The sequence below is a fragment of the Paracandidimonas soli genome (assembly GCF_004342005.1).
GTDB classification, from domain to species: Bacteria; Pseudomonadota; Gammaproteobacteria; order Burkholderiales; family Burkholderiaceae_B; genus Paracandidimonas; species Paracandidimonas soli.
In genome coordinates this window covers 498,734-510,826 of sequence record NZ_SMBX01000002.1, presented here as the reverse complement: position 1 = coordinate 510,826, position 12,093 = coordinate 498,734, and the positions used below count along the sequence as shown (strand labels likewise).

The following is a 12,093-nucleotide window of genomic DNA, read 5'->3' as shown; positions in this document are numbered from 1 at the left end:
CGAGGCGAGAGGCGCAAGCCCTCCCGCCGCTCCCGCATCAGTTGTGCGTCATGTCGATGGGCACGATCCACTGGTCGTACTGCTCGTCGGTCAGGTGGCCCAGGGCAAGCGCTGCCTCGCGCAGCGTGGTCTGCTCTTTCTGGGCCTTCTTGGCGATGGCGGCGGCCTTGTCGTAGCCGATGTGGCGGTTCAGCGCGGTAACCAGCATCAGGTTCTTTTCCAGATTCGAGGCGATCTTTTCCTCGTTCGGCTCGATGCCCACGGCGCAGCCGTCATTGAAGGCGCGGCTGGCATCCGCCAGCAACTGGATGCTTTCCAGCACATTGTGCACCATGACGGGCTTGTAGACGTTGAGCTGGAAGTTGCCCTGCGTGCCCGAGAACGCCACCGCGGCGTCGTTGCCGAACACCTGAGCGCACACCATGGTCATGGCTTCGCACTGGGTGGGGTTGACCTTGCCGGGCATGATGGAGGAGCCCGGCTCGTTGTCGGGGATGATCAGCTCGCCGATGCCGCAGCGGGGGCCGCTGGCCAGCCAGCGCACGTCGTTGGCCATCTTGAACAGCGCGCCGGCCAGGGTGCGCAGCGCCGCCGATGTGTTGACCAGGGCGTCGTGCGCGGAAAGCGCGAAGAACTTGTTGGCGGCGGAACGGAACGGCAGGCCGGTGATGTCGGAAATGCGGGCCGCCGCGGTATCGCCGAATTTCGGGTGTGCGTTCAGGCCCGTGCCGACGGCCGTGCCGCCGATGGCCAGGTCATAGATGGCAGGCAGGGAGTTGCGCACGCTTTCCAGGCCGAAGTCGATCTGCGCGACCCAGCCGCCGATTTCCTGGCCCAGCGTGATGGGCGTGGCGTCTTGCAGGTGGGTGCGGCCGGTCTTGACGATATCCGCATATTGCTCTGCCTTGGCAGCCAGCGTGTTGCGCAGTTGCTCGACCGCGGGAAAAAGCTGGCGATGCAGTTCCTGCGCCACGGCGATGTGCATGGCGGTCGGGAACGTGTCATTGGAGGATTGGCCGCGGTTGACGTGGTCGTTGGGATGCACAGGAGCCTTGCTGCCCATGGTGCCGCCGGCCAGCTCGATGGCGCGATTGGAAATAACCTCGTTGGCGTTCATATTGGATTGCGTGCCAGAACCCGTCTGGAACACTACCAGAGGGAAGTGGTCGTTCAGCTTGCCCTCGATGACCTCGTCAGCCGCCTGCACGACCAGAGCCGCGATGTCCTTGGGGAGTTCGCCCAGTCCGGCATTGGCCTGGGCGGCCGCCTTCTTCAGAGTGCCGAGCGCGCTGATGACCGAGGGCTGCCACTGGAAACGCGAAACGCCAATGGGAAAATTCTGGATGGAACGCTGTGTCTGCGCACCCCAATAGCGATCCGCAGGGACCTCGATCGCACCCATCGAATCGGTTTCTGTACGGCTGGCGGCCATGGTAGAGCTCCTTAAAGTAAAAAACGGTGATTCTCTTGTTTCGGTACAGGTAATCAAACCCGACACTATACGACGTTTTCCTGCGGGCCGGCATATTCCCATGCCGTCCTCATGTAGTATTACCGGCGTGCCGCGGCGCCGCCCTGCTCCCGCTTGCCCACCCAGCAGTCCAGCACGTCGAGCATGCGGTTGGCGAAGCCCCATTCATTATCGAACCAGATGAAGAGATTGGCGAAACCGTCGCCATTTGTGCGCGTCTGGCTGCCATCGACGATGGCGGAATGAGGGTTGTGATTGAAATCGATGGACGCGTGCGGATTATCGGAATAATCCAGCAGGCCAGGCACGATTTCAGTGGCGTCTCGCATCAGCGCGTTGATGGCATCGGCGCCCTCGTTTTCCCGCAGGTTCAGCACCATGTCGATAGCCGAGACATTGTGGATGGGCACCCGGATGGCCTTGGCCTGCACCTTGCCGGCGAGATTGGGCAGGAGCCGCTCCACGCCCTGCGCCAGGCCGGTGGATACCGGCACGATGGATTGCATGGCCGAGCGCGTCCGGCGCAGGTCCCTGTGGTGGTAGCCGTCGATGAGCGGCTGGTCGTTCATGACGGAATGCAGCGTGGTCAGCAGCGCGTGCCTGATGCCATAGGCGCGGTCCAACAAGTCGAGCACAGGAACAATGGCATTGGTGGTGCACGAGGCCGCGGAAACGATGGTTTCGCCGCCGTGCAGCGACTCGTGGTTGACGCCATGCACGATGGTCGCGTCCACGTCCTGCGCGCTGTTGGCGGGCTGCGATACCAGCACCCTGGGACATCCGGCCCCGACGAAGCGCATCAGCCCTTCCCGGCTGCCGTACTGGCCGGAGCATTCCAGCAGATAATCGACGCCCTCTGCCCGCCAGTCCACCGCTTCCGGACTGTCGGCATGGGTGACGCGGATTTTCTGTCCGTTGATGCGCAGATGGCCGTCCTCGGCGGAAACATCGCCTGGGAAAATGCCATGAGTGGAATCGAAGCGGGTCAGGTAGGCCATGCTGTCCAGGTCCGAGGGTTCATTGACCAGAACCACCTGATAATAGTCGCCGCGGCCGGATTCCTGGAGGGCGCGCAGCACGCAACGGCCTATGCGGCCATAGCCATTGATGGCCAGACGGACCGGAAAATTCATGAAGTGCTCGACAGACGGCTGTTATTCCCAATCCGGTACTTTACTACGGATACCGCCCGACGTGGCCTGCCCGCGCCGCCTCAGTAGCGTACGGAAAAATCGATGACGATCTGGCCCGGCTCGCGGGATACATACTGGATGCCGAGCTGTTCGCCATAGAAATCGTCGATCTGGCGCAATAGCGGCAAAGGGTCGTGGTCATTGCAGAACCGCATGGTTTCCCCGGGCTGTAGTGAGGAAAGCGCGCCGAAGATGGCCGCATGCCGGAAACGCTTGGCCACGCCGCGCGCATCGAAGGGATAAGTGGCCTGCGGCAGGCTTTCGTCTGGCGTGCCGTGGTTCGTGGTCATGGCGGAACTCCTTGCAATGGTGGGTGAACCATCATTGTAGGCAGGCGTACCGCCGCAGCCGCGGTGAACCCTATGCGGATCAGGGTTACTGAAGGACTCAGAACGTAATGGAGAAACCGCCGTCCACGACCAGGATATGGCCGTTGACATAGCTTGCCGCCGGAGATGCCAGGAACACTGCCGCGCCGGCGATCTCGTCCGGCCTCGCCCAGCGCTCCAGGGGATTGCGCCCCACCACATGCCGGCCCTTGACGGGATCGGCGGCCAGCGCCGCATTGGATTCCGTGGCGAACGTGCCCGGCGCGATTCCGTTGCTCGTGATGCCGTGCCGGCCGTATTCCACGGCCAGCGACCTGACCATGCCTGCCAGCCCCTGCTTGGCGATGGGATAGACGGCGTCTCCCGCCCGCGCCAGCATGCCGGCGATCGATGTCATGGTGACGATGCGCCCCTGGCTGCCGGCAGCCAGCATCGCGCCCGCGGCCTGCCGCGACAATGTCACGCAAGAGGTCAGATTGGTATGCAGGTGCGCCGCGATCTCCCGCGTCGTACTGTCCTGCATCGAGCTGCGCAGCCTGACTCCCACATTGTTGACCAGGATGTCCGGCACGCCCGCATCCGCGCACAGGGCGGCATACGCCTGTTCCTGCCTGTCGATGTCGGAGACATCGGCCTGCCACGCATGGGGAACATGGCCCGTGCGCTCGGTCAGGCGTCGCGCAGCCAGCTCCAGGCGTTCGAGGTTGCGGCCATTGAGAATGACACGCGCGCCGCTGGCGGCATAGGCGCAGGCGATGGCGAAGCCCAGCCCTTGCGTCGATCCTGTGATCAACGCCAGCTTGTCCCGCAGCGAGAAATCCGGAGCGGCGCACGGCATGGCGGGCATATGGCTTTCCTGCATGGCTCAGGCGGATTTTCCGATGGACTGCGCCGCCATCCAGACCTGCATGACGGCGCGGCTGCGCTGGCGCAGGTACTGCGCCGCATTGCGGCATGCGTCCTCCAGCGCGACCGGTCCGGGTGCGATGCTGAAGGAGGCGGTGATGCCCGCCTCGTACAAGGCTTCGTAGCCGTCGCCCAGCGAGCCGGCGATGGCGATGACGGGAATGCGCTTTGCCGCTGCATGGCGGGCGACGCCGGCCGGCGTCTTGCCGAGCAACGTCTGCCGGTCCATGCGCCCTTCCCCGGTGATGACGAGGTCCGCGCCATCCAGCACCTCGTCCAGTCCGGACAGGGCTGCCACCAGTTCGATGCCTGGCTGGAACGTAGCGTCGAACAGGGCTTTCATCGGCAGGCCGATGCCGCCGGCGGCGCCCATGCCGGGCATGTCCCGGAAATCCAGGCCCGTGTGCGCCTGCAGGATATCGGCGAAATGCGCGAGCGCTGCATCCAGCTGCGCCACGTCGGCTGCCGAAGCGCCCTTCTGCGGGCCGAAAATGGCGGATGCGCCGCGTTCGCCGCAAAGCGGATTGTCCACATCCACAGCCAGTTCGAAACGCGCTTGCGCAAGGCGCGGATCGACGCCCGACGTATCGATGCGATGCAGTCCGGCCAGCGCCGCCCCGCCGGACGCCAGGTCTCGCCCTTCGGCATCCAGGAGGCGTACGCCCAGCGCCTGGATCAGGCCTGCGCCGGCATCGTTGCTCGCGCTGCCACCAAGCCCCATGATGATGTGCGTGGCGCCCGCCCGCAGTGCTTCCGCGATCAATTGCCCCACGCCGAAACTGCTGGCATCGAGCACCCGCCTGTCCTTCGGCGCGATCTGCTCGAGTCCGGCGGCCGTGGCCATTTCGACGAAGGCGCGTCCGTTGCCCAGCCAGCCCCAGGCGGCATCCACCTCCTGGCCGTTGGCGTTGCGGACCCTGGCTGCGCGGCGCTCTCCGCCCGTTGCCGCCAGTACGGCGTCCAGCGAGCCTTCGCCGCCATCGGCCATGGGGATGCAGATGGTTTCCGCCTCCGGGCAAGCAGCCTTGATGCCCTCGGCAATGGCCTGGGCCACACCGGATGCGCTCAGGCTTTCCTTGAAGGAATCGGGTGCAATGACGACACGCATGAAACAGGACTACCTATGTGTATGGATGAATGGAAGCTCAGCGCGCCGGCGCGGGCACCACGTTGCGCGGCGCGCCTTCGATGAAGGCTTCCACATTGTCGACCAATTGGTCAGCCAGGCCCTGCATGGCCTCGTCGCTGGCCCAGGCCACGTGCGGCGTCAGGATGAAGTTGGGAAGGTCAAGCAGGGACATGAATACATGATCCGGCGCGGGAGGTTCTGCCGTGACCACATCGAAGCCGGCGCCGGCAATCTGCCCGCCACGCAGCGCCTTTGCCAGGGCCTCTTCATTGACGAGACCGCCGCGCGAAGTGTTGATGAGCAGCGGCTTGCGCTTCATCAGGGCGAATTCCGGCGCATCGATGATGTTGCGGGTTTCCGGCTTCAGCGGACAATGCAGGCTGATGATGTCGCTTTGCTCCATCACGGTTTCGAACGGTGTATAGAGGCTGCCTTGCCTGGGCCCGTTCTTGCGCGCGGCAAACAGGACTTTCATGCCAAGGCCTCGGGCGATGGCCGCGACCGACTGGCCCAGCGCGCCTTCGCCGATGATGCCGATGACGGAGCCCGCCAGATCCCGGATCGGATAGTCGAAGTAGCAGAACTGCCTGGCTTCCTGCCAGCGCCCCGCCTTCACCGATGCGTGATAGGCCATGATGCTGCGCCGCAGGGCGAAGATCAGCGCGAACGTATGTTCAGGCACCGTGTTGACGGCATAGCCACGGATATTGGACACCACGACGTCCTTGTCGGCCGCCGCCTTGAGGTCGATGACATCCGTACCCGTTGCGGCCACGGCGATCAGGCGCAGGCGTTTCGCCCCGGCGATTGCGTCTTCGCGCACCGGAGCCTTGTTGGTGATGACGATGTCGGCGTCGCGGATGCGCTCGGCCACCAGTTCGGGGCTTGTGCGATCGTGGATGGTCAGCTCATGCGGAAATGCGAATGGGCGCAGGTGCGTGTGCGGGGCAAGGGTGTCGCGATCCAGGAATACGACGTTCAGCTTCTGTTGCGTCATAGCGTTGTCTCTTTGCTGTTATTGCTGTAGGGCCTGGCAATGGTAACACCCCTGCGCGGACTCAGGCGCCCAGATAGGCCTTGCGCACGTCGTCATTGATGAGCAGGTTTGCTCCCGTGTCCGCAAGCACCACCTTGCCCGTTTCCAGCACGTAGCCCCGGTCGGCGATCTGCAAGGCCTTGTTGGCGTTCTGCTCGACCAGAAACACAGTCATCCCCTCGTCCCGGATCGTGCGGATGATGTCGAATATCTGGGCGATGATCAGCGGCGCCAGGCCCAGCGTGGGCTCGTCGAGCAGCAGCAGGCGCGGACGTGTCATCAACGCCCTGCCGATGGCCAGCATCTGCTGCTCTCCGCCCGACATGGTGCCCGCCCGCTGGTTGCTGCGCTCCTTCAGGCGAGGAAAGAGATGATAGACATGCTCGATGCTTGCCTCGATCTCCTGCTTGCCGAGGAAGAATCCGCCCATGTGCAGGTTTTCCAGCACGGTCAGGTCGGGAAAGACGCGCCGCCCTTCGGGCGAAATGCCGATCCCGCGGCGCATGATGGTATGCGTGTCTTCCTTGGTGATGTCGTGGCCTTCGAAGGTGATGGCGCCCGAGCTCGCCCTGGGCGAGCCGCACACAGTCATCAGCAGCGTCGTCTTGCCCGCTCCGTTCGCGCCGATCAGGGTGACGATTTCGCCCTTGTTGACTTCCACCGACACATCGTTGAGCGCCTGGATGGCGCCGTAATGCGTGTGCACGTTCTGTAGCTTCAGCACTTATTCTTCCCCCAGATAGGCCTTGATGACGCGCGGATCCGTGCGCACATCGTTGGGCAGCCCTGTTGTAATGGGCTGACCGTGTTCCATGACCATGATGCGGTCGGAGATGCCCATGACGAGGCTCATGTCGTGTTCGATCAGCAGCACCGCAACGCCGAACTCCTTGCGCAGCCTGTCGATCAGCGCGCTGAGATCCCGTTTTTCCTGGGGATTCAGGCCGGCGGCGGGTTCGTCCAGCATCAGCAGTCGCGGAGAGGTGATCATGCAGCGCGCGATTTCCAGCCGGCGCTGGTGCCCGTAGGCCAGATTGCCCGCTTCGCGGTTAGCATAGTCGCGCAGGCCCATGAACTCCAGCCATTGCACGGCATTCGCCAGAGCCTGCGCCTCGGACCGCCGATAGGACGGGGTCTTCAGCAGCCCATGCAGCAAATTGGTGTTGATGTGCGCATGCTGGGCGACCAGCAGGTTTTCCAGCACGGTCAGTTTCTTGAACAGCCGGACGTTCTGGAACGTGCGCACCAGCCCGTGGCGCGCCACCTTGTGGCTGGAGAGGCCATGGATGGGCTTGCCGTCCATGTGGATGTTGCCGCTCGTCGGCTTGTAGAAGCCGCCCACGCAGTTGAATACCGTGGTCTTGCCCGCGCCGTTGGGGCCGATGATGGCGAAAACCTCGTCGCGGCGCACGTCGAAGGCGACCTTGGAGACAGCCAGCAGACCGCCGAAGCGCATGGTCAGGTCGGAAACGCTCAGTAGTACGTCGCTCATGATGCAAGCTCCACATGCGGGCGTTTCACCGGCAGCAGCCCCTGGGGCCGCCACATCATCATCAACACCATGACAAGGCCGAAAATCAGCATTCGGTATTCGGCGAATTCGCGCGCGATTTCGGGCACGACCGTCAACAGGACAGCGGCCAGGATGACGCCCACCTGCGAGCCCATGCCGCCCAGCACCACGATGGCCAGGATCAGCGCGGACTCGATGAAGGTGAAGGACTCGGGATTGACCAGGCCCTGGCGGGCGGCGAAGAAAGCCCCGCCGAAGCCGGCGAACATGGCGCCGATGGTGAAAGCCGACAGCTTGATGTTGGTGGGGTTCAGGCCTAGCGAACGGCAGGCGATCTCGTCTTCGCGCAGGGCTTCCCATGCGCGGCCCACCGGCATGCGGACCAGGCGATTGGAAACGAACAATGTGATCAGCGCCAGGCACAGCGCCATCAGGTAAAGATAAACAATGACGTCCTGGTTGGAGAACGTCCACCCCACCAGCTCATGGAACGTGGTCTGCCCTTCGGGCGCGCGCCTTGCCATGGGATAGCCGAATACGGTCGGCTTGGGAATGCCGGAGATGCCGTCGGGACCGCCGGTGAACGAGTAGAGATTGATCAGCAGCAGGCGGATGATTTCCCCGAAACCGAGCGTGACGATGGCGAGATAGTCGCCGCGCAGCCGCAGGACGGGAAAGCCCAGCAGATAGCCGAACAGCGCCGCGCAGCCGCCGGCCAGCGGCAATGCCTGCCAGAAGCCCCAGCCGGCCCAGTGATACAGCAGCGCATAGGTATAGGCGCCCACGGCGTAGAAACCCACGAAGCCGAGGTCCAGCAGCCCGGCGAAGCCCACCACGATGTTCAGGCCCAGGCCCAGCATGACGTAGATCAGCACCAGCGTGGCGATATCGACCTGCGCCCTGCCCGTGAAGAACGGCCATACCAGCGCGATGGCGATCAGCACGAGAATGATGCCCTTGCGCGCGGTCTCCGACAGCGGCGGCAGCGAGAAGGCTCGCTGCTTTCCACCCATGGCCTTGCGCAGCAGCGGCCTCACCATCTGGAAGACGAACACGACGGCCATGCCGCCCAGGATCATCTTCCAGTCGGCCTGGAGATGCGTCTGCATGCCGGAGCGCAGGATCTGGAAGCCGAAAATGGGCGCAATGATAACGCCCGTCATCAGCGCCGCGATGAATGCGTTTTTGAATGCTTTGTCCATTAGACTTTTTCCACTTCGGGTTTGCCAAGAAGTCCGGTAGGACGGAACAACAGGATCAGCACCAGCAGGCTGAACGCCACGATATCCTTGTATTGGGAGGAGATATAAGCGGCGGCGAATGTCTCGGCCAACCCCAGCAGCACGCCGCCCAGCATGGCGCCGGGAATACTGCCGATGCCGCCCAGCACGGCCGCGGTAAACGCCTTGATCCCGGCGATGAAGCCAATGAAGGGATTCAGCTTGCCAATGGCCAGCGCAATCAGCACGCCGCCCACGGCCGCCAGCATGGCGCCGATGATGAAGGTATAGGAAATGATCCGGTTGGTGTCGATGCCCAACAGGTTCGCCATGCGCATGTCCTGGGAGCAGGCGCGCGAGGCGCGGCCGGTGCGCGAGTACTTGATATACAGCGTCAATGCGGCCATCAGGATGACGGCCACGACGATGATCATGATGCGCGAATACGGAGCCGTGACGACGAAGTCCGAACCCAGGCTGAACTGGAACGAGCCGGAGACCAGCGCGGGAACGGCCATGTCGCGGGCGCCCTGCCCGATGGCAACCCAGTTCTGCAGGAAGATCGACATGCCGATGGCAGAGATCAGCGGCACCAGGCGCGGGCCTCCGCGCAGCGGCGCATAGGCGACTTTTTCGATGGCATAGCCGTAGACGCCCGTGACCAGCACGGCCACCAGCAGCATCAGGAGGATGACAACGGCGACGGGCAGGCCGCTGCCGACGCCGATGGCTGAAAGCGTGACCAGGCCGACATAGGCGCCGATCATGTAGATCTCGCCGTGGGCGAAGTTGATCATGCCGATGATGCCGTAGACCATGGTGTAGCCAATGGCGATCAGGGCATAGATGGCGCCCAGTGACAGGCCGTTGAACAGCTGCTGCACCAATTGGGGAAGTAATTCAGACATAAGAGTAGTTCCGGTAACGTTGCGACCCGGGGCTTGCGGAAAACGGCGTGCATTTTATGTTATTTGCCGTGCCGCCTGGTCTGATCCAGGGCGAAGCCATAGCATGAGAAGGAATAGGCCCCAGCCTGGAACAAGGCTGGAGCCCGGCGATCATGGAAAGCTTACAGCAATTCCAGATTGCCTTTTTCATCCCATTTGAAGACGGCGAACTCGAATTCCTTCAGGTCGCCCTTCTCGTCGTACTCGACCTTGCCGATGGCCGTGTCGAACGTGGTTGCGTGGATGTAGTCCGCGCCCTTCGTCGGGTCTTCGCCGACTGCGTCGATGGTCTGGGCGATGATCTGCACCGCGGCGTAGGCCGGGAACGTGAATGCGCCGTTCGGGCTGCGCTTGTAGGTCTTGAAGTGCTCCATGACCTTGGCATTGCTTTCCATCTTGGTGAAGTCGGTCGGCAGCGTAACCAGCAGGCCGCTTACAGCCGGGCCGGCAATGGCCACAAGATCCTGGTTGGCGACGCCTTCAGGCCCCATGAACTGGGTGGTCAGGCCCTGTTCGCGCGCCTGGCGCAGCAGCAGGCCGAGTTCGGCGTGGTAGCCGCCGAAATAGACCAGATCCGCGCCCGAACCCTTCAGCTTGGTGATGACGGCGGAATAGTCGCTGTCGCCGACGTTGATGCCCTCGTACAGCCCAATCTTGACGCCCGCCTGCTGCAGGCTGTCGCGCACCTGCGAAGCCACGCCGGAGCCGTAGGTCTGTTTGTCGTGCAGCACGGCGACGTTCTTGGGCTTGAGCGTGTCGGCGATGTACTTGGCCGCGAACGGACCTTGCTGGTCGTCGCGTCCGATGGTGCGAAAGAAGAAATGCGGCTTGATGGTGTCGGTCACCAGCGGAGAGGTCGCGCCCGGGGTGATCGCGACAATGCCCTCTTGCTCATACACGTTGACGGCGGGAACCGTCGTACCCGAGCAGGCATGCGCTACGGCGAACTTGGCGCCGGAGTTCACGACCCGGTTGGCCGCGGGAACCGCCTGCTTCGGCTCGCAGCCGTCATCGATGAGCAGCGGTTCGAGCTTGCGCCCCTTGACGCCGCCTGCGGCGTTGATGGCATCGATGGCAGTCAGCGCGCCGGCCTGGATCTGGTCGCCGTATTGCGTGGCCGGACCAGTCATGGGTTGCGGAATACCGATCTTGATGGGATCGGCCGCCATGACGCTGGCGGACATAGCGACTGCACTGAACGCCAATACCAGGCTTGGGGCTTTTTTGATCAGTTTCATGCAGATACATCTCCTGTGGCGCAGGTCGCAACGAGAGGCTTGTGGCGCCCGTTTCTGTTTGTTGCGGCAAGCTGTGTAATGAAAGGCTCCGCTTGTAGCGGCGAACGTATTCTGCCCACCGCAGCGGTGTCTTGTCACTACGGATAACTACCGAGGCGGCGCCGCGCCCCGCTTTTGTGCGGGCGGGGCCGTCTCCGGGGTGCGCCGCGCCCCGCATCAGGGCGCATTACCTGGCGAATTCGCCTGCCAGCTCTCCCGCGCGGACACGGGCCGCCTCCATGGCCTGCTTGACGGTGGCAGCCACCTTGCCCGTCTCCAGCACGCCCAGCGCGGCGGCGGTCGTGCCGCCCTTGGAGGTGACGCGGTCGCGGAGCACGGACGGGGGCTCGGGAGACATTGCTGCGAGCTCCGTCGCGCCGCGCAGCGTCGCCAGGGCGAGCATGCGGGATTTCTCCGGCGACAGACCCATGGCGATGCCGCCGTCGATCAGCGCCTCCAGGAAATAGAACACATAGGCGGGGCCGCTGCCGGAAAGTCCGGTGACGGCGTCGATTTGCTCGTCCGAGTCGACCCAGGTGATTTCTCCCGTCGCCTTGAGCAGTTGCTGCACCACGCCGCGGTCCTCGTCAGAAACATCGTCGAGCGCGAACAGGCCGCTGGCGCCCGCGCCGATGAGCGCAGGTGTATTCGGCATGCAGCGCACAATGCGCTTATGGCCGCCCAGCCAGCCGGAAATTGCGCTGCCCGGTATGCCCGCCGCCACGCTGACGATCAGGGTATCCGGCGTCAGGAACGGCCTGCAGGCGGCGACGACGTCCTTCATGACCTGGGGCTTGACGGCAAATACCCAGATGCGCTGCCCGGCGAGCTGCTCGCCGGCCTGGGCCGCGCTCTGCGTGCCCTGCTGCTCCCAGCGCCGGCGCGTATCCTCGTGCGGATCGATGACAAGGACGTCGTGCGCGCCGCAGCGCTTGCCGATCAGGCCCGAAGCCAGGGCGGTTGCCATATTGCCGCCGCCGATGAATGCCAGTGTCAATGCTTGTTGTGCGGAAGTATTCATGATTACTATTGCGAAGAGTTCCAGGGAGGGTGGGGATCCGGAATGGTGCGC

12 protein-coding genes are annotated in these 12,093 nt (G+C 63.7%); all 12 read right to left on the bottom strand.

Translation table 11 applies throughout. The annotated features are described in order from the left end of the window. Positions 1–37 precede the first annotated feature (37 nt). Positions 38–1,432: a class II fumarate hydratase gene (fumC, locus tag EV686_RS06000; protein ID WP_132474514.1), complete on the bottom strand. Its 1,395-nt coding sequence runs from the start codon at positions 1,430–1,432 to the stop codon at positions 38–40. Positions 1,433–1,551: 119 nt separating this feature from the next. After that, the gene (locus tag EV686_RS05995; protein ID WP_132474512.1) at positions 1,552–2,604 is read right to left on the bottom strand and encodes a type I glyceraldehyde-3-phosphate dehydrogenase; all 1,053 of its coding nucleotides are present in this window, start codon (positions 2,602–2,604) and stop codon (positions 1,552–1,554) included. 80 nt (positions 2,605–2,684) lie between these two features. After that, a complete protein-coding gene (locus EV686_RS05990; RefSeq protein ID WP_132474510.1) occupies positions 2,685–2,954 on the bottom strand; it encodes a DUF2249 domain-containing protein in 270 nt (89 codons plus the stop codon). A gap of 97 nt (positions 2,955–3,051) precedes the next feature. Then, positions 3,052–3,831 (bottom strand): SDR family oxidoreductase, encoded by a 780-nt coding sequence (locus EV686_RS05985; RefSeq protein WP_424451237.1) that lies wholly within the window; start codon positions 3,829–3,831, stop codon positions 3,052–3,054. A 27-nt stretch (positions 3,832–3,858) separates the two neighbouring features. After that, positions 3,859–5,007, bottom strand: coding sequence for a glycerate kinase (locus EV686_RS05980; RefSeq protein ID WP_132474506.1), 1,149 nt, complete (start codon positions 5,005–5,007; stop codon positions 3,859–3,861). A gap of 37 nt (positions 5,008–5,044) precedes the next feature. After that, positions 5,045–6,025, bottom strand: a complete 981-nt coding sequence (locus EV686_RS05975) for a D-2-hydroxyacid dehydrogenase (RefSeq protein ID WP_132474504.1) — start codon at positions 6,023–6,025, stop codon at positions 5,045–5,047. Positions 6,026–6,086: 61 nt separating this feature from the next. Continuing rightward, entirely contained in the window at positions 6,087–6,788 is a 702-nt protein-coding gene (locus EV686_RS05970; RefSeq protein WP_132474502.1) for an ABC transporter ATP-binding protein, read from the bottom strand. After that, positions 6,789–7,556, bottom strand: a complete 768-nt coding sequence (gene livG / locus EV686_RS05965) for a high-affinity branched-chain amino acid ABC transporter ATP-binding protein LivG (protein WP_132474500.1) — start codon at positions 7,554–7,556, stop codon at positions 6,789–6,791. Beyond that, positions 7,553–8,779: a high-affinity branched-chain amino acid ABC transporter permease LivM gene (locus EV686_RS05960; RefSeq protein ID WP_132474498.1), complete on the bottom strand. Its 1,227-nt coding sequence runs from the start codon at positions 8,777–8,779 to the stop codon at positions 7,553–7,555. The genes livG and EV686_RS05960 overlap by 4 nt, the downstream gene beginning before the upstream one ends. After that, a complete protein-coding gene (gene livH, locus EV686_RS05955) occupies positions 8,779–9,705 on the bottom strand; it encodes a high-affinity branched-chain amino acid ABC transporter permease LivH (protein ID WP_132474496.1) in 927 nt (308 codons plus the stop codon). The genes EV686_RS05960 and livH overlap by 1 nt, the downstream gene beginning before the upstream one ends. A gap of 161 nt (positions 9,706–9,866) precedes the next feature. Beyond that, positions 9,867–10,982: a high-affinity branched-chain amino acid ABC transporter substrate-binding protein gene (locus EV686_RS05950; protein ID WP_132474494.1), complete on the bottom strand. Its 1,116-nt coding sequence runs from the start codon at positions 10,980–10,982 to the stop codon at positions 9,867–9,869. A gap of 226 nt (positions 10,983–11,208) precedes the next feature. Next, positions 11,209–12,042: a pyrroline-5-carboxylate reductase gene (gene proC / locus EV686_RS05945; RefSeq protein WP_132474492.1), complete on the bottom strand. Its 834-nt coding sequence runs from the start codon at positions 12,040–12,042 to the stop codon at positions 11,209–11,211. Between the last annotated feature and the right edge of the window lie 51 nt (positions 12,043–12,093).